The following is a 23,227-nucleotide window of genomic DNA, read 5'->3' as shown; positions in this document are numbered from 1 at the left end:
AGAAGTGAAACACGTTAGCGGCGATGGTAGTGTGGGGTCTCCCCATGTGAGAGTAGCACACCGCCAAGCTCCCATTCCACGAAGAAGCCCACTCATTGAGTGGGCTTTTTTCGTTTCAGAAGTGCATGATTGTGCAGTACGCCTGCATTGCAATACCTCACCATCAGAGAGCACCGACTGCAAAGGCTCATAAACAACAATCTATCCTTGGTGCTACGATGCACTTACTCTCTGCGACCTGGCGCTCGTCACTTTAAGCATTATATCGCTGTAATCTGTCTGTTAGCGCAAGACAGTTAACGTTGTTCAAACTCACTTAATATCACTTTATCTTTCTGCGCCCCGACGCTTATCAATCGCTACGATCACAGCGCTTAATTCAATGTAAGCCGGGCAGCAAATGCTAGAATTGGCTGGGATGAGAGATGAATGGCCGGAATAAACCAGCTTTCGTCACAATGAGAAGCGCAATACGTCGCTGTGATACAGAAGTATCAGACATAGAAGCCGTAGGGTTTTCGTTTCAGAACGACAGGTTGGTATAGAATTACGCGCATAGCGTAAATAAACTCATCAGATAGCTGAAGCAATGCATAATCATATGAATAGCTGGTAAACAACGCATGTCCAGATGATGGATGTTTTAGAGCTGCTGACTTATTTTGCCGCACGCTGCTAAAATGGAAGGGTATCAACGACTCTTGTAAGGTTAGAAAAAGTACGAAGTAAAATAAAACCCGGCTGAACCGGGCTTTATTAACAGAACATATTAAAATTAACGACTTACTTCTGCTGAACGGCGATATTCACGATACTCTTGACGAGAGATCATGCTGTCCTTGTCTTCATCCATTTCATCAAAGATACTGTTTACGCCAGCCATGCTTGCCTCTTCTTCAGAGATCATGCCATCGCCATTTTTATCCATCATTTTAAACTCATTTTCAGCTACCATGCGATCGCCTTCATTTCCCGCCATCTCATCATTGTTTCGAAGGTCGGCATCATGATCAGAATCGTAATCATCCATGTTTTCGTCGCGCTCATATGAACTCATGGCGGATTCACTTTCATGCTTCATTGAATCCATTTCATCATTCATTGCGTTCATATCGCTGTCGCTTGAATAATCGCTTCCCATATCTGCACCAACCTGAGTTTCATCGGTTTTCAGGTCTTTGGGTGATGATGCAACGACTTCATCTGCGTCTGCGGTTACTTTTGCCTTGGTGTACTGAACCTGATCTTTTACATCTTCAGAAAACGCTTTTGGGTTGTTTTCCAGGTATGTGATGTATTCATTCTCAGATAATTTTTTATCGCCGTTTGTGTCCAATTTATCGAAATGTTTCGAGATAACGTGATCACTAACTTCGTCTTTGCCTAACATTCCGTCTTTGTCAGCATCAATTTTGGTAAAAGTGTGTTTGACTTGCTTCATATGGTCTTCTTTATCCATATGGTCATGCGCCATAGCTGCTGTCGACATTGCACCTGAAATTAATACTGCTAGTGTTAACTTTTTCATTGTATCTCCTTTAGTCGTTGCCTCCTCGTGGAACTGCTGACAGGAGGTGATTTACATAAGGAGATATTCACTAATTATGCCCAAGTGTAATATCTGATTTATTTCAGGAGGATAGAAGAAACTATAGACGCTTTTATTGTATGCCGATTGTCAGAAGTTTAGAACTAATTGAAAATTATTCGTAAATCGATTGCGAGATAATTGTTGCACTTATGCTCTGCCTGTTAGTTATAATTTTCTCTGAGTGATTTCAGTATGGCCTGCGGGTGACGAATCTGATATTTGGTGTAGATGGACTGAATAATATCGGGGTTGTGTTCAATAAAAGAAGAAAGATCAGCGACTAATCCCGGATGCTTTATGGTGGACAGCATAAACCCGACATCATCGTGTGGCAGCCCCGGAGCGAGTGTAAATGGACCTAGCTCAGGCGTGATGGACGCAATATACTGAACCACGTTGTATTCTAAGTTAGCAGCGTCCACTCTTCTTTTTTGGAGCATCTGTAGCGCCGTGATCGAATCATTGACGGAAATCAGTTTAGTTTGATCATTGTCTACCCGTTTTTGCCAGTTTACGGGTGTGAACCCCAGAGGCATTGCGATACGCTTTATCTTGTCGATAGCGTTATTGCTATCTTCAGGGTGAACAATCGTACCGCCCAGCGCCCTAACCAAAGGCGTCGAATAATATTTCTTCTCATGATTGCCCGGTGCATCATACCATTTGGGATTATCCGGATAGACGAAGTCTACATTGCCTTTTACCAGTTCTCGCTGAAGTCGCAGTATTGGCATTGCATGGTAATTAAAGGTGTGGCCGGAATCTGCAGCGTATGCTTCAAGAATCGCCCACCCAATGCCCTTGTCAACATTTGATTGAAAATCGTAATGAGGGTAGTAATGAATGTTTTGTGCACCCACGATATAACTTTTAGCTTCTGAGTGAAGACTAAATACAACACTGATCACCAGTAATAATGTGCGCACGAACATATACCTGCTAATGTTAGTGATTAATATAACTTTATATATACTACTTAATGCAGACTAATGGAAATCTCTTGAAGGCACTTGTAGTGTTTCCAACCAATCAGACCGATCAGTCAGCTTACCTGCAATAACGTGAATCACACCCTCTTCAGAGCGTTCGAGAATACCATCAACCTGCAGAATGGTTGCTTTGAGGTACGGTTGCTTCTGGTGTCGGGCAGTAGACTGCCAGATAACAACATTGGTATTGCCGGTATGATCTTCCAGGGTCAGGAAAGTGACCCCGGTTGCGGTTCCCGGCGCTTGCCGACAGGTCACGCAGCCTAGCAGATGCACCACGGATTTATCTGGCTTGTCAGTCAATTGCTTTGCAAATGAAATAGCAGGCAAGTGGCGGGTCTTCAAAATCATCTCAATCGGATGGTGACGCACTGATACACTGGTTGAAGCATAATCCTCAAGCATGTTTTCAGCATCAGTGGGTATCAGTGATAACTGCTCAGCGTCAGACTGCCCGGCAAATAATGGCAATTCTGATTGTTTATCCATTATTTGCCACCGAGCCTGATAGCGGTTGCCCGCAATAGAGGAAAAGGCATCGGCACTGGCCAGTGCTTCCACCATATCAGCAGACAAACAAACAGACGAACGCACTTGTTCAATAGATGTAAACCCATTTTCAGGCCGTAGGGATAACAAGTTGCTTATCACGTCTTCATTAAGCCCTTTAACCAGGCAAAAGCCCAGTCGAATCGTTTTTTCGTGCCCGTCTATTATCATCTGATGTGTCCACTGCGAATGGTTGATACACACCGGCCTGATAGTAATATTGTGACGTTTGGCATCCTGTAAAAGCTGGCTCGGGGTATAAAAACCCATCGGCCAGCTATTTAATAAACCCACATAAAACTCGACCGGGAAGTAGTATTTAAGCCAGCAGGATACGTAAGCTAAAACCGCAAAAGAGGCGCTGTGGGACTCTGGAAAACCATATCCGCTGAAGCCTTTTATCTGGTCGAAAAGACGGGTCGCAAAATCTGAATCATATCCTTTATCAAGCATGCCGTTTATAAGCTTTTCGCGGAACAAATTAAGCCGCCCGTTTTTCTTCCAGCTTGCCATCGCCCGCCGAAGCTGGTCCGCCTCACCACCGGTAAAACCAGCCGCAACCATCGCCAACTGAATGACCTGTTCCTGAAAAATCGGTACGCCCATTGTTCTGCCCAGAACGCGTTCAACGTCGGCGGAAGGGTAAGCTATTTTGGTACCGCTTTTTCTGCGTTTGAGGTAAGGGTGGACCATGTCCCCCTGAATCGGGCCAGGCCTGACGATAGCGATTTGTACCACCAGGTCGTAATATTTGCGGGGGCGCAATCGCGGCAGCATACTCATTTGCGCCCGCGACTCAATTTGAAAAACGCCAACGGTATCTGCGTTACCAATCATATCGTAGACTTGCGCATCATCGCCCAGTCCGGTAATAAAAGGAATTGAAACAGGAAAACCTGTCGATTGCTGAATAATTTTAAAAGTCCTCTGTATAGCGCTTAACATACCCAATGCCAGAACGTCGACTTTAAGCAGTCCCAGTGTTTCAAGGTCATCTTTGTCCCACTGTATCACTGTACGATCAGCCATCGAGGCATTCTCAACCGGCACCAGCTCATAGAGATGACCGGCTGATATCACGAAGCCACCCACATGTTGGGACAGGTGACGCGGAAAACCGATGATTTCTTCTACCAGATAGATCAGTTGTCGTACTTTCAAAGTGGTGGGATCAAGCCCAAGTTCCGCAATTTGTGATTGCCACGGAATAGTGCGATCCCGCCGGTTAATATTTTTAATCACAAAATCAAGTTGGGACTCTGCGAACCCCAGGGCTTTGCCCACCTCGCGAAATGCGCTTTTAAAGCGAAAGCTGATAACCGTTGCCGCCAGAGCAGTCCGCTCACGACCATATTTGCTGTAAATGTACTGGATGACTTCTTCACGGCGCTGATGCTCAAAGTCCACGTCAATATCTGGTGGTTCATCACGCTCTTTGGAAATAAAGCGTTCAAAAAGTACATCAATCTGACGAGGGTCGACCGCTGTTATTTCAAGGCAATAGCACACTACCGAATTCGCAGCCGAGCCCCGGCCCTGATATAAAATCCCTTTGGCGCGGGCAAACTGCACCACATCGTAAATTGTCAGAAAGAAGTATTCGTACTGCTGCTCGCTGATAAGCGCCATTTCTTTTTCGATGGTTTGACGTATCTCGGCGGGCAGCGTTTCTCCAAATCGCTTTTTTATCCCAGCTTCGACACAGTGACGCAGATAAGTGCTGGCTGTATAGCCGTCTGGCACAACCTCAGAGGGATACTGGTATTTCAGCTCATCCAGTGAAAACTGACACAAGCGGGCAACAGAGACAGTATTTTCAAGCCATCGTGCAGGAAACAGTTTTTTCATTTTTGCAATCGGGCGCAAGCAACGTTCAGCATTAGATTGCGCGGCAAGCCCGAGTTTCTCCACGGTGGAGGAGGTATCAATGGCTTGCAAAATCTGTTGTACCGGAAGTCTGTCGATGTGATGAAACAGCACCAGTGATGATGCCACAACAGGAAAGTTAAAAGTTTTGTGTAGTCGCACCACTTCTTCTGTGTGAGATTCATCGCTGCCATTTAAAAGCCGGCTTCCGGCCAGATAGCATCGCGATGCGTAGTGCTTTGATAACCAGTTTCCCCAATACTGGTTGTTGTCGCAGTTACGATCAGGTAACCATAATAACAGGCAGTGTTTAACGGATTTTAAATCCCATTCAGCCAGCTTATAGCTGCCTTTTTCAGAGCGACGGCGGGCATTGGTAATGATCCGGCATAATTCGGCATACGCTTTTTTATCAGGACAGAGTAACACCACAGAAAGACTTTCATTGAGCCTGAACAGGCTCCCTACAATCAAATGCAGAGGCAGGTTATTACGCCTGATTTCTGCGTAGGCGCGAACCACCCCTGCTACAGAGCATTCATCGGTAATGGCCAGACTGCTATAACCTAAAAAGGCGGCGGTGTTTACCAGTTCCTCAGGATCTGACGCACCGTGTAAAAAGCTAAAGTTAGTCTGACACACCAGTTCAGCAACCATCAGCAGTACATTCCGCTGATGAACCACGCCCCGGCACTATCCCTGTAAAGGTGCAGACGCCTGCCATCATCAGTGCGTCCGATGTAATAATCACGTTTAACAGTGTTACCGTCCCACCAACCTGTCTGAATTCGCACCGGACCATATTCTATGTGGGGGGATTCATCTAACGGGGCAGGGGATAACAGTGATACACAAGGCAAAGGATGATGTCTTTCCACCTTTACGTTGTTTTGTTGAAAAGACGAGAGCTGATCAGGGCGAAAGTCATCACCGGCATAGGGGTACTGGATGACGGATTCGCCCAGTCTGGCTTGTAAGCGGCTTATAAGTTGCTTTTGAGCAAACTCATGCACCCGGTTGTTAAAAAAATCGCTGGTTTGCTCATCTACATCCTCAAGTTCATCAACCTGCAGAGTGAGTTTTACCACGGGGGCCGGTAACACTATTTGCTCCAGCTTCAGGCTGACCAGACTTTCCCATTGTTTTACTTTAAACAGAGGCGCAGCGCTGCCAACGGTCAACGTCATTGAGGGGATTTCCCGGAAGCAAAGCGAAAAACAGAGCTGCTGACTAAACCTGTTGCGTAGCCGGGCGAACGTCAAAAACTCGTCCGTGAGGTTGCGCATGAAGGGGAGTAATTGTTCGGTATGGCTGATTTCGTAGCTTGGCTCAATCAGGCTGAAGAAAGTATCCGGAGGAGAATAATAGTTCACCCGCGGGAAGGTTTCTGCTCTCAACGCACACAGATAACTGATGAGCGTGTTATCAAACCTGCGCCCCAGTTCGGATGCGGGAACGTCTAAAAGCTGCTGCAGGGAATGAATGCCTACGCGTTTTAACGCATTACGCTGTTTATCGGTTAATTCGGTGGCAGACAGCGGGCATGCCGACAGTGCTTGACGGATTTGTTCATTGCGATGAAATAACTGATTTGCCTTATTCATCGCCAGTGTTTTTGCCGCCTCGATACTCCAACCCACGCCAAAAGCGTATTTAACCTTGGCTGCATTCAGCTCATTCACCAGCACCTGCCAGATATTTTCCAGTCCTTCGTAGTACCGAATAAGCGGATCGAGCCGGAGAGCCAGTCCGTCTGGGGTAAAAGTAACAATATCCGATGCCGCCTGATAAAGCCGGTTAGCCAGCGCCATCAGTCGGTGCGCTTCACGTTGCTCACAATAATCAATCACACTGACAGACTGACAAAGTGCGGCGGCCTGAGCCATTCCCATTCCAACCGCTACTCCTGCGCTTGAAGCCGCTGCGTTACACTGGCGCACCCGATTCGTTTTTGCCTCATAAACAATAACCGCTGCAGTATTGTCCTTTTCACCACCGCTATCGATAGTTAGCTGATAAAAATGAAAGTAAGCCCACAGCATAATTAACCTGTTGCCGAGGTAACGTAATCAGGGGAGTGATGGAGAATCTGATTGATCGTTTTGTTACTAGGTGTGTGGGTAAACCGGATATCCGCTGATACGTCTGTTCGCGCTCCTACGTGCTTATCAATATGTACATGTAACCCGGTCAATGTCGGATTAATACGCATATCAAGCGCAAGGGGTAATGCACATCGTGCTGTATGCTCCGACTCAAACATCAGGCACAAGGTGTTATGCTGACTGGCAGCGACTTGCAGACGGCGGGCCTGTCGCGGAGTCAGGCTGTTTATCCATAACACCACAATATGACAGGCTTCACTTTTTAAGCATTGCTCTGCTGACCACAATATATCCTGGGTCAATTCAGGGCGTATCAGCCTGACATGCTCTGCATCAATATGATACTGATGCAACCAGGCTGCATGTACGTTGCCCGGGCAATTGATCATACTGATAAGCTTTTCATTCGGGTTATCGGCCAGCACCTGATGAAAAACAGATAATTCGCCGATACCCGACAGACTTCTTATTCTGATTAACCCTTTGGACGGCAATCCACCGCCCAGGCGTGAATCCAGCTCACGATGACCTGTTTTCAGCCGGGCGCGGTTATCCGACATTCCCTCTCGGGCACGCCAGACAGCGGGATGTTGAAAAGTGAAAACCGTATCAGCCATAAATAATACCTGTATCTATATACAGTATTATAGGCGATTCTATGTCGCTGACAAGATGCTAATCTTGCCAGATAAGCTAAAACCGCCGTCAGCGTGAGGCAAAAAAACGGATAATTTTTATCGGAATCAAAGCGTTGAGGAAGGCGATGTCAGATTAAAAAAAAGCCAGTTCGAACACTGGCTTTTTTTGAAACTAGGTCTGGCTGGCTGCCTGTTCGTTTTCAGACTGAGCTTGTAATGGCTGTTTGGTAAGATGGGCGCAGGCCTGCATAAAACCATCTGGGGTGTTTTTCACCCAGGCCATCCGGATATGACTGGGCTGCTTTTTCATCACATCACGCACGGCTTGCTCAGTAATTTCAGGCGTTGCCCGGACTGCCGTTTTCAACGCTTCTTCGACCGTGCGTTGCTTCTCAAAGCAGTCCAGAACAATCTGCGCGAAATGCCTCATGATAAATGCTTGCACAGCGTAATCCTCAGCACTGATGAGTCTTTTTTTATAAGCAGATTCGACCCGATCTATATAGACATTCTGTAAATCTGTGCAGACCATGACCAGGCTTGAGTAAGCATCTTTTAAACGTTTATTGCTGACCTTCGCAGCCTGACGCGATTGCGTCGTCTCGCGCTGCAACGTCTGCGAGCGAATCACAAAATAAATAAGTATAAATACAAGGATCCCTATGATGCTAAACGCAATCATGACTACTTTCCTGCTTGCTGCTCTTCAATAAAGCGTTCGATATTTTGCTCAAGAATAAATAGCGGGACCGAACCATGTTCAAGCACGGCAGTATGAAACTGACGTACATCAAATGAGGAACCCAGTGCCTTTTCCGCTTTTTTTCTGAGCGACTTAATCTTTATTTCACCAATTTTATAAGATAATGCCTGCCCCGGCCATGAGATATAACGATCCACTTCGGTTTTAATATTGTGCGCTGACAAGGCGGTGTTTTTCATCATGTAATCGATGGCTTCCTGTCGACTCCAGCCAAACATATGCATGCCTGTATCAACGACTAACCGACATGCACGCCACATTTCGTAACTCAGACGCCCGAAGTGATCGTAAGGCGTTTCATAAATGCCCATCTCAACGCCCAAAAATTCGGTATACAATCCCCAGCCTTCGCCAAATGCTGAAATATAGGTTTCCTGCCGAACAGGAGGAAGGTTTTCCATTTCACCGGCCAAAGAAATCTGTAAATGATGGCCGGGAACGGCTTCGTGCAGGGTTAAAGCCGGCAAGGCGTACAGCGGGCGCTTATCCAGGGCGTACGTATTCACCCAGTAATAGCCGGGCTGGGTATCACTTCCCGCATGTATGTAGCGACCGGTTGTGTATTTAGGTGCGATGTCATCAGGTACCGGCGCAACGCCGTAGGGCTTGCGGGGGATCTTTTCAAAAAAGCGCGGTAACTGGGCATCCGCTTTTTTTGCAATAAACGACGCTTCTTTTAATAACTCTCTGGCTGAGGTCGCATAAAATTGTTCATCAGTGCGTAAAAAGTGAATGAACGCATCCACATCCCCATCAAACTCTACATCTTCTACGATGGCTTTCATCTGTTCACGAATGCGCTTAACTTCCTGCAAACCTAAATCATGAATCTCCTGCGCTGTCATGTCTGTAGTGGTGTAATGCTTAATACGGTTCTGATAATAAGCCTCGCCATCCGGCCAGTTTTTGGCCGCGATATCGGTGCGGGCACCCGGGATATAGGTTTCTACCATAAAATCATAAAAGCGCTGAAAGGCGGGCGTTACCTCATCGCTGATTATCTGTCTGGCTTGTTTGCGAAGAGCATTTTGGGCTGATGCGCCTACGAATTCTGATATGGATTCAAAGGGGGCGTAAAAAGGGCTTTTTTCTGGTGACTCACTGATGAGTGGCGTAATGCTCTCTTCGTAACCCTCCAGTACCAGCTTTGGCTGGGTATAGCCTTCTTTCAGACCCTGTTTCATATAGTCAATTTGCTGGTCAACATAAGCCGGAACTCCCGCGAGTTGTTCCAGGTAAGTTTGATAGTCTTCTTTATTCTTAAAACTCATCTGTCCTGGCAGCGATGCTAACGCGCTATGAAAACCATATTCAGAGGTGATAGGTACTTTAAAGGCACCAAATTCATACTCATCAACTTTATTATTCAGGCGATATTGCTGCATCAGAAGGGTGATTCGGTCATCCTCTGACAATTGCGCTGTATCAATGGTTTGTAGTTCAGACAAATAATCAGAATATTGTTGATGTTGTGCTGATAATGCAGACGGTGAGATATCAGTAGGAACGACTTCATCCAGCGATGTCTCATATTCCCAGATAGCATCGATGAGAGTTTGAAGCTGTTCGTCGGCTGTGGTTTCAGCCTGACTGACAGAAGAAAGAAAGCCTGACGTCAGGATGATGAACAACGTGATTTTTATAGCATTCATAAGCGCATTCCAAGCGATCTGTCCCGGAATACGCCGCAACAGACTAGTCTTTTTTGGGTGTGTATATCGGTCCGGGAAACGCTGTAACTTTGTCTGACAACGTGGTTATGGTGGCGGATCCCTGTTTTTTTACCGCGTCTATTCGTAACACATTATGCATGGGAACGTAAGTTCTTGTCACATCGGAAAATTCAGCTTTCAATTTCTCATGACTCGGGTCTACCACAATACCTGAGTGGGTATCCCAGACAAAGTCACCAATTTCAATAAAGCCGAACAAACTTCCCTGACTGATTTCTTTTACGTACAGCTCGTATCGCTCTCCATTACTCACAAACTGTACTTTGTATAGAAGGTCTGTACTACTCATAATCTATGACTTGCAATTAAAACAGACAGATTAGATGGGGATAAAAACCCGAATTTCACGTCCTGAATCAATGATCATATTGTTATTGGTTTCGTAAACAGATGAAACGAAATTGCGGTTTTAATCTTTAAATCCGCAGACGCGCTATTTCTTTCGATGAGCAAATGATTGCAGCACTGGTCATTTTATCTCACTGGTATACCATAACCTATTCTTATAAGACGAAAATATCTAACGACTATGATGAAAAAACTATTATTCGGTGCCATGGTGTCAGCCCTGAGCACAGTTTCTGCCGCGCAGGATAATCAACAGGATGTTGCTTTTGCGCCGGATACTAACCGCATTAAATCTCACCTTTTCTTTCTGGCTGATGACCTGCTGGAAGGACGCGACACCGGTTCTCGCGGTCACGATATTGCCTCACTGTATATCGCTACCGAGTTTGCAAAATACGGCTTAAAGCCTATGGGTACAGATGGCTACATGCAGTCAGTGGATTTTAGAAAAGCCACACTGGTTCAGGAATCACCGACACTGACGCTTACGCGTGATAGTGCTGAGACTCAGTTTAAATATCCTAAAGAATATCTGACAGGGCCGGATCTTCTGAACACTGATACCAGCCTGCAAGGCAAAATGGTTTTCGCCGGCTATGGCATCGTTGCTGATGAACTGGATCACAATGACTACGACGGCCTGGACGTTGATGGCAAGATTGTAGTTATCTTGTCAGGCAAACCGAAATCTTTCCCCAGCGAAATGGGTGCGCACCTGGCTTCAGGTAGTCAGAAAGCACAGTACGCCGTTGACCGTGGCGCGATTGGCATGATTTCAGTAACCACGCCTACGGCGGAAAAAGTTCGCCCTTATCAGAGCCGTCTTAGTTACATTCACACGCCTCGTCTGGCCTGGCTGGATGAAAATGATAAGCCTGCCAATACCTTTGAACAGATTAAAGGCTCTGCCTTTTTAAGTGAAGGTGCTGCACGCCAGTTGTTTGATGGCGCTAAAATGAGTCTGGATGACATTTATGCCATGCTGGAAAAAGACGAAACGCCAAAAGGTTTTGAGATTCCCGGCGAAATTTCGTTAAACAAGCAAAGCAAGCATTCTCAGATTACCAGCCCCAATGTTGTTGCAGCTGTAGAAGGCTCAGACCCTGAACTTAAAGATGAGTATGTAGTGTTTTCTGCACACTCCGATCATATTGGCTTTGCCAAAACCGTTAAGAAAGACAACATCAACAATGGCGCGATGGACAATGCTTCAGGTACCGCCGTGATGCTGGAAACTGCGCGCTTATTCAGTCAGATGGAGCAAAAACCTAAACGCTCTATTTTATTTGTTTCTGTGACAGGTGAAGAAAAAGGGCTGCTGGGAGCGGATTATTTTGCCCACAACCCGACGGTTCCGGTAGAAAAAATGGTTGCTAACGTGAACCTGGATATGCCAATTCTGACTTATGAATTCGCCGATGTTATCGCTTTTGGTGCCAGCCACAGTGATATGAAAGCATCTGTGACTGAGGCAGCAAATAATGCTGGTATTGAGCTAAGCCCTGACCCCTGGCCGGAACAGGCACTGTTCACACGCTCTGACCACTATGCATTTGTAAAACAGGGCGTGCCTTCTGTATTTTTGGTGCCCGGTCTGAAATCAAAAGATCCCGAAGTAGACGGCTCTAAAGTATTCGGGCAATTCCTTTCAACGCATTATCACAAGCCAAGTGATGATGTGAACCAGGACTTTAACTGGGATGCAGCCCGCACGTTTGCAGAGGTTAACGCTCAAATAGGCCACACCCTGGCGACGCAGGAAAAAGCGCCGACATGGAACGAGGGTGATTTCTTCGGAAAGACATTCGGTAAGTAACTGCTATAGATGAATACTTACTAAGAAAATAAAAAGCAGCCTTTAGTGCTGCTTTTTTTATATCTGCAACTAATTGGTAAAGAAAAAGTCATAAAGTTATTCGAATAACTTAAATCAATGCCAACGTACTGTTATAAAGTGCTTGAAATGCCCATTTAGCTTAATAGTGTTTTAACGTAATCTAACAGTCAGGGAAGTAATGATTACCGGTCAGGTAACATCACGCAGGAGACATTAATGTGATAGATCGGCAAAAGAAATATGTTTTTATTGCCCGAGGAAGTTCTCACATCCGTTATTTTAAAGCGGTAGCCGCTGGATCTTCTTTGAATATTGCCGTGATTAGACTTAGTCCTCTGCACTTAGCTCCATCACTAATACGCTATGCACGTATCACTAAACGTGTAGATCTTGAAGCACTGGTTGCGCCTCATCTTGAAAAAAAGGCCATCAAGCATCCCACTCTGAGACGCTCTGTATTCTGGCCGGCCTTTGTCTCGCTTACCCGCTTTTTGACAAAATTTTCAATTGCCAAAAATGCTGCGATCATCCATCGCGCCAAGGCTGATGTGGTTGGCGTCTGGAATGGTCAGAAACAGCCAAGCGCTGGTATTGCAGTGGCCGCCAGGGCACTGGGTAAAGAAGTCATTTATTTTGAAAATGGTTTGTTACCTAACACCACAACCTGTGACTGGTCAGGCGTAAATTGCAAAAATTCGCTACCCAAAGACGCTGAGTTTTACCGCCGGTTCTATGTTGATAAAACGCTTCCATGTGAATTAGTCACGCGTAAGGCGGTGCGCGAAAAGGCGGCTGGCCTGGGTGCTGAACATTTGCCGGAACGGTATATTTTTGTTCCTTTCCAGGTGGAAACAGATAGCCAGATAATCTCAAACTCCCCATGGATTAAAAATATGAGTCAGCTCTACAGTCACTTATCAAATGTGATTGAGCAGGTGGATGACGCTGATTTGCATATCGTGATTAAAGAACATCCCTCAGAACCCACGAGGCACGATCATTTACATCAAAAAAATACGCGCATTGTGTTTGCTAACCACTGTAACACGCAGGAGCTGATAGAACGGGCGCATGCAGTCATGACCATAAACTCCACGGTAGGCATTGAATCCTTAATGTTGGGAAAGCCCGTAATTGTGTTAGGTGACGCCTGTTACGACATTGATGGTGTGACACATAAGGTGCAGTCAGAACAGGCGATGCTTAAGGCCCTGAATACACTGGAGCATCTCTATTCAAATCCCGAAGTCAAAGGAGGATTTTTACACTTTTTGCATGATCATTATGTGATACCGACAACATGGAAGAATATTGATGAGCAGCACATACGGGCTATTAGTCAGCGTCTGCTCAGACAAGACGTATTAGCACAGTCGCTTGATGATTATAAAAGTGTACGCTCATTACAGGCTGACCAGGGCGTGAGATAAAAAAGGCGCTGGTTAAAGCGCCGATTTTTTACAGAAAAGTCTGGCGATAGCACGACCAGTGATCGGAAAACTGCTCCGTGGGCTTTCTGACAAAACCGCTGCGAATAAACATGTTGATTCTGCCATCAACATAACAAATAAACAGATTGGCTAGCACGGCCTCATCTGCGCCCAGCTCTCGTCCTTCGCGCAATTTTCGTTCACGCAGCACCTGCTTGAATTGCGTTTCCAGTCGCTCAAACAGTTTAGCGATACGAGCACGCAGTCTGTCCTGCTCGCCCTGAAGCGCATCACCATTGAGGATACGACTGATACCAGGATTTTTTTCAGCAAAACCCAGCAACAGATGCAGAATCATCTGGCATCGGGCCAGCGAATCTTTTTCTTCATTAAGAATTTTATTTATTCGAGAGAATAACGTCTCTTCAATAAACTCTATCAGTCCTTCAAACATACGTGCTTTACTTGGAAAATGGCGATAAAGCGCAGCTTCTGATACGCCTACCTTTTCCGCAAGTTTTGCTGTTGTAATGCGCTGACCCGGATTGCTTTCCAGCATACCGGCCAGTGCCTGAAGGATTTGAGCACGACGATTGGTCTTTTTAACAGCAGGCATAACGCGTGTATTTCCTCAGCTTTGGGCTAGCGCCCGTTCCTTGTCTAATACGGCTTATAAGCCAGGATTTTTATAGGTTGTTATCGACCATCTGCGTGTCAATTTGATGATTTATTTTTATATCTTTCATCGATAAGCGATAACAACTCCCGGGCGAGTTGTGTTTTGGGGGCGGGACCAAGTTGTTTGTCACCATTTTCCCAAAAGACATGCAGTGCATTGTAATCACTGTTAAAGCCCAGACCGCTGGTGGTTATATCGTTAGCAGCCACCATCGCCAATTTCTTCTTTTCTAATTTTGACTTGGCATAATGCGCCAGGTTCTGGCTTTCAGCGGCAAAGCCGACCGCAAAAGGCGCATCAGGTAGTGCTGCTACCTCCTTAAGAATATCAGGGTTTTTAACAAAAGTAAGCGTTAACTCATCACCCTTTTTCTTTATTTTATTATTTTCTAGCACTTTTGCTTTGTAATCAGCAACGGCAGCGGTGGCGATAAAGATGTCGGCAGCCTTTACATGTTGCATAACGGCATCCAACATTTGTTGTGCGGTTTCTACCCGCATTACATCAACGCCTGCGGGTGGCCGGACAGAAACCGGCCCAGATACCAAGACGACATTTGCGCCCGCATCAGCCGCCGCCGCAGCCATCGCATAACCCATTTTTCCAGAACTGTGATTCGAAATATACCGTACCGGATCCAGCGGTTCCCGGGTCGGGCCTGCCGTGATCAAAATTGTCTTTCCCTGCAGGTCAGTAGCCTGATCCTGCCCTGTACAATCACCAAGCAGGTGGTCAACAATGTCCGCGGGCTCGACCATTCTGCCATAGCCCACGTCACCGCAAGCCTGCTCACCACTGGCGGGTCCGATAAAAGATATCTGCATTGCTTCCAGTGTTTGTAAATTTCTTTGTGTCGCCGGGGCAGCCCACATTTGCTGGTTCATTGCCGGGGCAATAAAAATCTGCGCATCCGTTGCTAAAAACAATGTCGTAAGTAAATCGTCAGCCATACCACAGGCCAGCTTTGCCATGACATTAGCGGTGGCGGGAGCGATGAGCAGAATATCAGCCCATTTAGCCAGCTCTATATGACCCATAGCCGCTTCAGCGGCTGGATCCAGTAACGTATCATGCACCGGGCTACCTGACACCGCTTGTAGTGACATGCCACTGACGAACGCTTTTGCTGAGTCAGTCAGCACAACTCTGACAGTAGCACCGGCGGCAGTGAGCTTTCTCACCAGATCCGGCGTTTTGTATGCAGCGATCCCACCAGTGATGCCCAGTAAAACGTTTTTACCCTGTAATTGCATAAGCGTTAGTAACCATTGGCGAATAAAAGCGTAGCCTACCACGCTCAGGGGGCAATCGGTAGATTGTGGCGAAGGGTAAAAACCGGCCATAGATCAGTACACGTCAGGTTTTACAGCGTTTATAAATGAGCTTTTTAGGTAGAATCATGACTATCGTCACCTGGCCGTTATGCGAACAACCGCGGGAAAAATTACTCAGGCAAGGCGCTGAGCAGCTATCAGATAGCGAGCTATTGGCCGTTTTTCTTGGCAATGGTACGCAAAAGCAAACTGTCTCCATGCTTTCACAGGCGATGATGCGGGAGTTTGCCACAGTAGGGCGTCTGTTAACTGCAGATCTGCATAGCTTCTGCGCTATAAGTGGTGTAGGGGTAGTGCGGTTTTGCCAGTTGCAGGCCGCAAAAGAATTAGTCAAACGCATGTACGAAGAACCATTGACACAAAAAAACGTATTAAGTGATGTAGCGCAGGTAAGCCGTTATTTACGTGCCCAGCTGATGAACGCAGAGCACGAGATTTTTGCCGTGTTAATGCTTGATTCCCAACACCGGCTGATTGCATTTCGACGTATGTTTAGCGGCACCATCGACAGCGCAGCCGTTTATCCGCGGGAAATATTGAAGCAAGCATTAAAAGACAATGCCGCGGCGATCATTTTAGTGCATAATCACCCCTCCGGGATCGCGGATCCCAGCAGAGCCGATATTGCGCTGACGAAAGAGATCAAGGCAGCCATGGCGCTGGTGGACATAAGCGTACTGGATCATTTTATTGTAGGTCAGGGATATGTGGTTTCTTTATCGCAGCAAGGATTGATGTGACAAAAAACCCCAGCTATACTGACAACGCGTCAAATTCTGACCGGCTTTTTTATAACTGCTGGGGACGGATTTTTGATAAAATCGACGAATTATTGTTTAAAGTATGGTCAGCATCGATCAATTCCTTTAACATAGTGAGTCAATGGATATTTGTAAGGACCATTATGAAAAAGTCATTAGTTTCATTATTAATTGGTGCTAGCTTAGCTTTTTCTGCTACAGCTCAGGATCAGGCTGGCGGAAACACTTCAGGTGATTCTGCTGAAAACGGTATTGCTACAAGCACTATCGCAACAGGTGTTGTTGCAGCGGGTATCGCCGCAGCAGTAATCAGTAACAACCGTGGCTCAAGCAACGTTGATGAAGTAGTAGATCCTTCTCCAACTTGTAACGGCGACGATGAAATCAACTCTGATGGTTTCTGTGTTGGTACAACTAACACGGTAACTAGTCTGACTGGTACTGCTACTACAATGACAGCTGTTACTTTCACTTACGAGCCTTCTCTGTAAGTTGATACAGTTTGTTTAAAGCCGCTCCATTGGTGCGGCTTTTTTTGTTTTTATCCCTCTGGATTTTTCTTAATACCACGCCTCTTCATGAATAAATTTTTTTCAACCGTTTTTACTGTGGCCTTGCTTTGTCTGGCGCTTGTCGGATGCTCATCAACAAACAAAGCCTACTACGACACCATCAAACTCGCGCTGGCGTCTGAAAAACCGCTCTCACTGCCAATAGAAAAGGTACTGGCCAGTCGCGCCGATTTGCTCAAGGTCAGACACGGAGAGCGAAACACGGCGGTCATGGCACTGGCTTATATTGAAAATGGCCAGAATAAGTGGGTTTCAGCTGACAGCGCTCAGCTGCACATGCATAACGGTGTTATTGTCCGCACACACGGACTTAATCAGGATATGCTTTATACCAGCAACCTAGACAAAAACCCGTTGTCTGATCCGTTGCCGTTATCCTTTGACTGGACGCGGGAAGTTGATATCAAGGGCATGGGGTACGGGCTGACGGTAACCAGTCAGTGGAAGGCTGTAGCAGAGGAAGAGCTTACAGAGTTTTCAGCGTCATTCCCCGTGCAGCGAATAGAGGAAACGGTGTCTTTTCCGAAAACCACACCCTACATCGAAACCGGCCTGACCTGGACAAACACTTATTGGGTCAGTCAGGAAAATGGTGAGTTACTCAAAGCGTCAGTAAAAATTACGCCTCAATCCGATCGCTTTGAAATGACCTATCTCAGCCGTGCTGCGCGGCTTCTCAACGAGCGGAAATAATAGCAATGACCAGAATTCTTTTTCTCCTGCTTCTGGTGTCTGTAAGCGCGACTGCACGCGCCGACGTTCGGATAGACATCAATAATCAAGTATTTCGTTATCAGGAGCCTGTGCGCTTATCTCAGGTACTTGCGCCTGTTGCCTCAAACCAGCAATGGTACTGGCCGGCTACCCGGGTTTATGACTTAACGGCAGATGTGGAATCGCAGCGCGCAGAGGTTATTTCATTAATTGATGCGCTGACCGTTGAGCTGGCACCGAAAGATGAGCGCGCCATAGGGCTTCGCACCCTGCGCCAGCAAATCGAAAACTGGAAATTAGCGAAACGCATAAAACTGCCGGTAAATTATGATGTTGCGCGTCTGGATATCTCTCATAATCCAGAATTACAGCACGGTGCTTACAAATTGTCGTTAACCACCCGACCCAATACCGTCCAGATCAGCGGACTGGTTAAGATGCCCGGTGCTTACGAATATCGCGCCATGGCCAGTGGTTTTCAGTATACCCAGGCAGTACCGCTAAGAGAGGATGCAGAGCCGGACTTTGTTTATGTCATTTCGCCTGATGGTGATATCCGCCGGTTGGATACGGCCTACTGGAACCGGGATTATGCGTCAATCATGCCCGGAAGTCAGATTATTGTGCCGGTGTTTTCTTATCTTCTTACCCCATCGCTGTCTGAACTCAATGAAAAAGTCGCGGCGCTAGCAGTAAACAGAGTATTTCAATGATATCCGGAAAACCTACTTACTTATCTGCACTTATCGCCAGTATTCTCGCATCACCTGGCGTGATAGCGCAGGAAAAGCATACATCACTATCGGTAACCCCTTCGCAAATGGTGCAGGGCGGAACCGGACTGATACAAACGCCCACGTCCAGAATGCGCCCGGAAGGGGACCTGGCTATCAGCTACACCGATAATGACCAGTATCGTTTCTGGTCTGTCAGCATGCAGTTGTATCCCTGGATGGAAGCGACGGCTCGTTACACCGATGTGCGTACGCGCCTGTACAGTCAGTCAGAAAGCTTCAGTGGCGATCAAACCCTGAAAGACAAAGGGCTGGATGTGAAATTCAGGCTGCTGGAGGAAAGCTTCTATCTGCCGGAAATTTCCGTGGGCTTACGCGATTTTGGCGGTACCGGCTTTTTTGAAAGCGAGCATGTCAGTGCCAGTAAGGCCTGGGGCCCGCTAGACTTTCATTTAGGTGTTGGCTGGGGCTACATGGGCCGGGCCGATGATATCACCAACCCCTTTTGTAAAATCAAAGACAGCTATTGTTCTCGTCCGCTGGGCTATTCGGGCAACGGTGGAAAGGTGGATTATGACCAGTTCTTTAAAGGGCCGATGGCATTTTTTGGTGGGATAGAATATCAGTCGCCGTGGGAACCGCTTCGTTTTAAACTGGAATTTGAGGGTAATGATTACAGTCAGGACAGAGCCGGTCGTCTGGAACAGGACTCGCGCTGGAATGTCGGCGCGGTGTATCGCTATAAAGGCTTCGATTTTTCGCTGAATTACCAGCGCGGTAATACGGTGGGTTTTGGTATCACCTATAACTTTAATATGGATACCTTCAGCCAGGTCAAAATTGATGAGCCACCGAAATCTCTTTTCAACGCTACCCCCCCTGCGGTGGTTAGTGATGTTAATCGCGCCAGGCTTTCCAGGCAATTAGCTACTGACGGCTCATTTTATATTCATGATGCAAATATCACTGAAGAGAAGGTGACGGTATACGGCTCTCAGCGCGCTTATCGCGACATCGTTGAAGCAACCGACAGGGTCGGGCGCTTGCTGGCGACAGAGATGCCAGAGACAGTGAAAGAATACCGCATTGTAGAAACGCAAAACGGTTTACCCATGACCACCACAACCGTTGATGCAGAGGCCTTTAAATCGGTAGCACGCTACGAAGGGCTGGAAACATCCGTTGAGGATACCTATGAGCGGATTACGCCATCGGATGAAGATATGGCGCAGTATGATCCTAAGGGCGTGACCGGATTTGGCTATTCCACCGACTTTTTCTGGACACAGAGCTTCGGCGGGCCGGAAGATTTCTACCTTTACCAGGGTGGCCTTATCTTTGGTGGTGCGTATTCGTTTAACGAAAACTTTGGTCTGTATGGCAGCGTTTCAGCGACGTTGCTGGAGAACTACGATAAATTCAACTATACCCTGGACCGGGCTGACTCAAGTCTGCCACGGGTCAGAACTTATGTCCGCGAATACGTCACGCGCTCCAAGGTACTGCTAAGTAATCTGTATGGCCGCTGGATTGATAAGGTGGCAGATGACTGGTATGCACAGGCCTACGGTGGATATCTGGAAACGATGTTTGGCGGTGTTGGTGCAGAAGTAATGTATCGCCCGGTGGACAGTAACTGGTCATTCGGCGTGGATCTTAACTATGTTCAGCAGCGTTCCTACGAAAACGACTGGGATTTCTTTGACTATAAAGTACTGACCGGTTTTGCTTCAGCCTACTACCAGCCTGAGTTTCTGCCAGATACTCGCCTGACCGTCAGTGCCGGTCAGTTTCTGGCCAAAGACAAAGGGGTAAATGTCGATTTTGCCAAGCGCTTTGACAGCGGTATTGTCGTCGGGGCTTACGCAGCATTCACTGATGCATCTGCAGAAGAATACGGTGAGGGAAGCTTTACCAAAGGCTTCTATATTTCAGTGCCGCTGGATTTGTTTGTGCTGAAACCGGCTAAAGGCCGTGGACGGTTCCCGTGGGTGCCTATCTCACGGGACGGCGGTCAAATGCTTAATCGCCCGTCGATTTTAAGTGATATTACGGCGCCACGTTCACCGTTCTACCGGTAATACCTATGCCGGATGATGCCTGGCGTCATCCGGCATGGCTTTTCACATTTCCCGTAAGCAATTACCGCTCTTTGATAATTTCAATAATTTCTGTGGTAGAGATTGACGGAGTGCGGGACAGGTAAATTACATCACACGTGTCTTTGAGATCATCAAACCGACCCTCCCAGTCATTGCCCATCACCAGCACATCTGCCTTATGCGCCCGAATATATTCCCGCTTTTTCTCCAGCGATTCTTCTATAAAAATCTCATCGACAAAGCGTAGCGATGCGATCAGTTCATGACGACTTTGATAGGGATAAACGGGGTTTCGTCCCTTTTTATTAACGTTAAGCTCATCAGAAGAAATGCCCACAATAAGAAAGTCGCCCAATGCTTTCGCGCGTTTAAGCAGACGAATATGGCCGATATGTAAAACATCGAAGGTGCCGAAGGTAATCACTCTGCGCACAATATTTCCCGGTAATTAACTATGTTTAGTCAGATACGCCGCAATTCTTGCACCGCACTGGCCATCTGTTTTCCCTACCATGGTATTGACCAGCTCCTGCCGGGCCATTTGTTTTGTCTCTGGATGTTTCAGACAGCCGGCAATCGCCGGCTTTACGTATTTTGCTGCGCTGGTACGTGTTGTCAGCTTGTGAAACAGTTCGATATCCGGGTCCAGCCGCTGCTTAAGTCTGAATTTCAACAAGCCTTTATAACTCCACCGTGTCTGATAAAAATCACACCAGATAACAGGCTTATTCAGTGCCGCAAATTCAAAAATAGCGGAAGACGCATCGGACAGCATTACATCGGCTAATTGCATGAAGGGCAGCAAATTATAATGCGCCACACTGGCAACCCAGACATTGTCAAACTGCGCCCACGCATCGAAACGTTTGCGATGCGCCTTGTACCGGTCCTTGGTCAGGCTGAAAAAGTGTGGCTTAACAATCAGATTGTAATCAGTAAGTGAAGCGGGCCACTCAGCCTGAAAGTGCTCAATACTGGAAGGAAAGAAAGTGGGGGCGTACAAAACTGTCGGTTTTGTAGGATCTAGTCCCAGATCTGACAGCTGGAGATCGGAATGCTGATTATTAAAAACAGGATCCAGCTTGGCAAATCCGGTATCAACGAACTGTTTGTCAGGAAATTGCTGTGACAGCCGCCTCAGACGTTCCTGTCCCTCAACAAACCTCACATCAAAGGGAAACGCCGATACATCGTAATAACATGCTTTAGGGCCAATGCCATGCTGCATCAGCGCCAGTTTTGCAGTAATGTGATTTTTTTGCTGTGCTGAAAATGGCGGGACATTGCCGAAAACAATCCATTGAGCGAGGGCATGTTGATAAAAGTCAAAAGCGTGGGTTTTATCTTCCAGATACACATACTCGAAACCCGCATCAGTGATCGCTTTTTCTTTTACTTTATCAAGCGCTTCTTCGTGATAAAGCACAAATTCAGACTTTACCCCATTCGCTTTTAACAGTGCTGCGACTGGCAGATATTGGGGCAGGTAGTACAGGTGCTGTGTATCAAACAGGACTTTTTCGAACATCACACGTTCCTGATATCGAAATCAGCGCAAAAGGCTGTCGATATATTTTATTATTCTTATAATAGTGACGTTTATCGCATAAATACGCAGGTTGTAGCAAATCTGTCATAAAAATTAGCATCGTCTTTTCTACAAATGCGTAAATAATGAGCAATTAAATTGGTTTTGCGCGTGACTGGATTGTGGTCTAAGCAGGATGATGAATTGATCGCGGAACATTCAAACAGCGCAATCCGGTCAACAGCGAGATCAAATTCTGCGGATCGCAGATTAATTCCTCGTCGAAACGCTGCTTTTTCCTTCAATGCAGCGCGGCTTTGATGTAGAATCCGCAGCCCGGATCCGGGGAGATCTCGATCTGAGGGACATTTACCAGGTTTTTTTGCGGCTTATCTTGTATTTTGGCTAGCTTTACTGTATAAAATGCGCCCTCTAATTTATAGTAATACGTCATTTGACCCAGAGACTAATGAAGTGGTGGGATCGATTGGCGCGACAGTTATCGTTGTTCTGGAGACAAATACAATGTCAAGAGTATGTCAAGTAACAGGTAAGCGTCCTACGGTTGGTAACAATCGTTCGCACGCAAGAAACGCGACCCGTCGTCGCTTCTTACCAAACCTTCAATCTCACCGTTTCTGGGTAGAGAGCGAAAACCGTTTCGTTAAACTGCGTCTGTCTGCTAAAGGCATGCGTATTATCGACAAAAAAGGCATTGATTCAGTACTGACTGACATCCGTGCCCGTGGTGAAAAGATCTAAGGAAGCCAAACAATGCGTGATAAAATCAAATTAGTTTCTTCTGCAGGTACTGGTTTCTTCTACACCACAGATAAGAACAAGCGTAATATGCCTGGCAAAATGGAGATCAAAAAGTTTGATCCCGTTGTGCGCAAGCACGTTATGTTCAAAGAGGCCAAAATCAAGTAATAAAGCTTGCTTTTGTCTCCACGA

The 23,227-nt window shown here is 46.6% G+C and carries 21 protein-coding genes; 9 read left to right on the top strand and 12 right to left on the bottom strand.

Annotated features, from left to right (window positions below; all coding sequences use genetic code 11):
* Positions 1-775: 775 nt before the first annotated feature.
* From HHX48_RS18055 to HHX48_RS18020, 8 genes are all read right to left on the bottom strand, one after another.
* Positions 776-1,528 (bottom strand): CREC-EF hand family protein, encoded by a 753-nt coding sequence (locus HHX48_RS18055; protein ID WP_191026693.1) that lies wholly within the window; start codon positions 1,526-1,528, stop codon positions 776-778.
* Positions 1,529-1,752: 224 nt separating this feature from the next.
* Positions 1,753-2,517: a transporter substrate-binding domain-containing protein gene (locus HHX48_RS18050; RefSeq protein ID WP_317983523.1), complete on the bottom strand. Its 765-nt coding sequence runs from the start codon at positions 2,515-2,517 to the stop codon at positions 1,753-1,755.
* A 60-nt stretch (positions 2,518-2,577) separates the two neighbouring features.
* The gene (locus HHX48_RS18045; RefSeq protein ID WP_191026697.1) at positions 2,578-5,655 is read right to left on the bottom strand and encodes an error-prone DNA polymerase; all 3,078 of its coding nucleotides are present in this window, start codon (positions 5,653-5,655) and stop codon (positions 2,578-2,580) included.
* Positions 5,652-7,037 (bottom strand): Y-family DNA polymerase, encoded by a 1,386-nt coding sequence (locus tag HHX48_RS18040; RefSeq protein ID WP_191026691.1) that lies wholly within the window; start codon positions 7,035-7,037, stop codon positions 5,652-5,654. Before HHX48_RS18040 ends, HHX48_RS18045 begins: the two co-directional genes overlap by 4 nt.
* A 2-nt stretch (positions 7,038-7,039) precedes the next feature.
* The gene (gene imuA / locus HHX48_RS18035; protein WP_191026690.1) at positions 7,040-7,717 is read right to left on the bottom strand and encodes a translesion DNA synthesis-associated protein ImuA; all 678 of its coding nucleotides are present in this window, start codon (positions 7,715-7,717) and stop codon (positions 7,040-7,042) included.
* Between the two features lie 193 nt (positions 7,718-7,910).
* Positions 7,911-8,420: a hypothetical protein gene (locus HHX48_RS18030; protein ID WP_191026689.1), complete on the bottom strand. Its 510-nt coding sequence runs from the start codon at positions 8,418-8,420 to the stop codon at positions 7,911-7,913.
* A gap of 2 nt (positions 8,421-8,422) precedes the next feature.
* Positions 8,423-10,153, bottom strand: a complete 1,731-nt coding sequence (locus HHX48_RS18025; protein ID WP_191026688.1) for a DUF885 domain-containing protein — start codon at positions 10,151-10,153, stop codon at positions 8,423-8,425.
* Between the two features lie 43 nt (positions 10,154-10,196).
* Entirely contained in the window at positions 10,197-10,523 is a 327-nt protein-coding gene (locus HHX48_RS18020; protein WP_191026687.1) for a DUF1820 family protein, read from the bottom strand.
* Between the two features lie 240 nt (positions 10,524-10,763).
* On the opposite strand from HHX48_RS18020, the gene HHX48_RS18015 reads away from it, so the two are divergent.
* Entirely contained in the window at positions 10,764-12,398 is a 1,635-nt protein-coding gene (locus tag HHX48_RS18015; protein ID WP_191026686.1) for a M28 family metallopeptidase, read from the top strand.
* A 239-nt stretch (positions 12,399-12,637) separates the two neighbouring features.
* Positions 12,638-13,849: a capsular polysaccharide export protein, LipB/KpsS family gene (locus HHX48_RS19110; protein ID WP_191026685.1), complete on the top strand. Its 1,212-nt coding sequence runs from the start codon at positions 12,638-12,640 to the stop codon at positions 13,847-13,849.
* Between the two features lie 28 nt (positions 13,850-13,877).
* On the opposite strand, the gene slmA is transcribed toward HHX48_RS19110, so the two are convergent.
* Positions 13,878-14,465, bottom strand: a complete 588-nt coding sequence (gene slmA / locus HHX48_RS18005) for a nucleoid occlusion factor SlmA (protein WP_191026684.1) — start codon at positions 14,463-14,465, stop codon at positions 13,878-13,880.
* Between the two features lie 98 nt (positions 14,466-14,563).
* Positions 14,564-15,781: a bifunctional phosphopantothenoylcysteine decarboxylase/phosphopantothenate--cysteine ligase CoaBC gene (gene coaBC, locus HHX48_RS18000; protein WP_191026696.1), complete on the bottom strand. Its 1,218-nt coding sequence runs from the start codon at positions 15,779-15,781 to the stop codon at positions 14,564-14,566.
* 146 nt (positions 15,782-15,927) lie between these two features.
* Here coaBC and radC point away from each other — a divergent pair, with 146 nt between their 5' ends.
* From radC to HHX48_RS17975, 5 genes are all read left to right on the top strand, one after another.
* On the top strand, positions 15,928-16,602 hold the full coding sequence (gene radC / locus HHX48_RS17995; protein WP_191026683.1) for a RadC family protein: 675 nt from the start codon (positions 15,928-15,930) through the stop codon (positions 16,600-16,602).
* Entirely contained in the window at positions 16,599-17,114 is a 516-nt protein-coding gene (locus HHX48_RS17990) for a hypothetical protein (protein WP_223858538.1), read from the top strand. The genes radC and HHX48_RS17990 overlap by 4 nt, the downstream gene beginning before the upstream one ends.
* Positions 17,115-17,201: 87 nt before the next feature.
* Positions 17,202-17,888, top strand: a complete 687-nt coding sequence (locus tag HHX48_RS17985; RefSeq protein ID WP_191026682.1) for a YjbF family lipoprotein — start codon at positions 17,202-17,204, stop codon at positions 17,886-17,888.
* A 5-nt stretch (positions 17,889-17,893) separates the two neighbouring features.
* Entirely contained in the window at positions 17,894-18,622 is a 729-nt protein-coding gene (locus HHX48_RS17980) for a capsule biosynthesis GfcC family protein (RefSeq protein WP_191026681.1), read from the top strand.
* Entirely contained in the window at positions 18,619-20,724 is a 2,106-nt protein-coding gene (locus tag HHX48_RS17975) for a YjbH domain-containing protein (RefSeq protein ID WP_191026680.1), read from the top strand. The genes HHX48_RS17980 and HHX48_RS17975 overlap by 4 nt, the downstream gene beginning before the upstream one ends.
* 61 nt (positions 20,725-20,785) lie before the next feature.
* Here the strand turns inward: HHX48_RS17975 and HHX48_RS17970 are convergent, their stop codons facing one another.
* A complete protein-coding gene (locus HHX48_RS17970; RefSeq protein ID WP_191026679.1) occupies positions 20,786-21,178 on the bottom strand; it encodes an adenylyltransferase/cytidyltransferase family protein in 393 nt (130 codons plus the stop codon).
* A 15-nt stretch (positions 21,179-21,193) separates the two neighbouring features.
* On the bottom strand, positions 21,194-22,273 hold the full coding sequence (locus tag HHX48_RS17965; protein ID WP_191026678.1) for a CDP-glycerol glycerophosphotransferase family protein: 1,080 nt from the start codon (positions 22,271-22,273) through the stop codon (positions 21,194-21,196).
* A 525-nt stretch (positions 22,274-22,798) separates the two neighbouring features.
* Between HHX48_RS17965 and rpmB the strand changes: the two genes are divergently transcribed.
* Together rpmB and rpmG are read left to right on the top strand one after the other, a co-directional pair.
* On the top strand, positions 22,799-23,035 hold the full coding sequence (gene rpmB, locus HHX48_RS17960; protein WP_139754770.1) for a 50S ribosomal protein L28: 237 nt from the start codon (positions 22,799-22,801) through the stop codon (positions 23,033-23,035).
* Positions 23,036-23,047: 12 nt separating this feature from the next.
* On the top strand, positions 23,048-23,203 hold the full coding sequence (gene rpmG, locus HHX48_RS17955; protein WP_013786148.1) for a 50S ribosomal protein L33: 156 nt from the start codon (positions 23,048-23,050) through the stop codon (positions 23,201-23,203).
* The last annotated feature ends 24 nt before the right edge of the window (positions 23,204-23,227 follow it).

This window comes from Salinimonas profundi (assembly GCF_014750655.1).
Lineage (GTDB): Bacteria > Pseudomonadota > Gammaproteobacteria > Enterobacterales > Alteromonadaceae > Alteromonas > Alteromonas profundi_A.
The sequence above is the reverse complement of the archived record's forward strand: the minus strand, read 5'-3'. Positions and strand labels throughout refer to the sequence as shown.

Coding starts and splice junctions, on each gene's coding strand:
- HHX48_RS17985 (WP_191026682.1), top strand. CDS start 17,202: ATGAATAAATTTTTTTCAACCGTTTTTACTGTGGCCTTGCTTTGTCTG.
- coaBC (WP_191026696.1), bottom strand. CDS start 15,781: ATGCAATTACAGGGTAAAAACGTTTTACTGGGCATCACTGGTGGGATC.
- HHX48_RS18030 (WP_191026689.1), bottom strand. CDS start 8,420: ATGATTGCGTTTAGCATCATAGGGATCCTTGTATTTATACTTATTTAT.
- slmA (WP_191026684.1), bottom strand. CDS start 14,465: ATGCCTGCTGTTAAAAAGACCAATCGTCGTGCTCAAATCCTTCAGGCA.
- HHX48_RS17980 (WP_191026681.1), top strand. CDS start 17,894: ATGACCAGAATTCTTTTTCTCCTGCTTCTGGTGTCTGTAAGCGCGACT.
- HHX48_RS18015 (WP_191026686.1), top strand. CDS start 10,764: ATGATGAAAAAACTATTATTCGGTGCCATGGTGTCAGCCCTGAGCACA.
- HHX48_RS18020 (WP_191026687.1), bottom strand. CDS start 10,523: ATGAGTAGTACAGACCTTCTATACAAAGTACAGTTTGTGAGTAATGGA.
- radC (WP_191026683.1), top strand. CDS start 15,928: ATGACTATCGTCACCTGGCCGTTATGCGAACAACCGCGGGAAAAATTA.
- HHX48_RS18040 (WP_191026691.1), bottom strand. CDS start 7,037: ATGCTGTGGGCTTACTTTCATTTTTATCAGCTAACTATCGATAGCGGT.
- imuA (WP_191026690.1), bottom strand. CDS start 7,717: ATGGCTGATACGGTTTTCACTTTTCAACATCCCGCTGTCTGGCGTGCC.
- HHX48_RS17965 (WP_191026678.1), bottom strand. CDS start 22,273: ATGTTCGAAAAAGTCCTGTTTGATACACAGCACCTGTACTACCTGCCC.
- rpmG (WP_013786148.1), top strand. CDS start 23,048: ATGCGTGATAAAATCAAATTAGTTTCTTCTGCAGGTACTGGTTTCTTC.
- HHX48_RS18025 (WP_191026688.1), bottom strand. CDS start 10,153: ATGAATGCTATAAAAATCACGTTGTTCATCATCCTGACGTCAGGCTTT.
- rpmB (WP_139754770.1), top strand. CDS start 22,799: ATGTCAAGAGTATGTCAAGTAACAGGTAAGCGTCCTACGGTTGGTAAC.
- HHX48_RS18055 (WP_191026693.1), bottom strand. CDS start 1,528: ATGAAAAAGTTAACACTAGCAGTATTAATTTCAGGTGCAATGTCGACA.
- HHX48_RS17975 (WP_191026680.1), top strand. CDS start 18,619: ATGATATCCGGAAAACCTACTTACTTATCTGCACTTATCGCCAGTATT.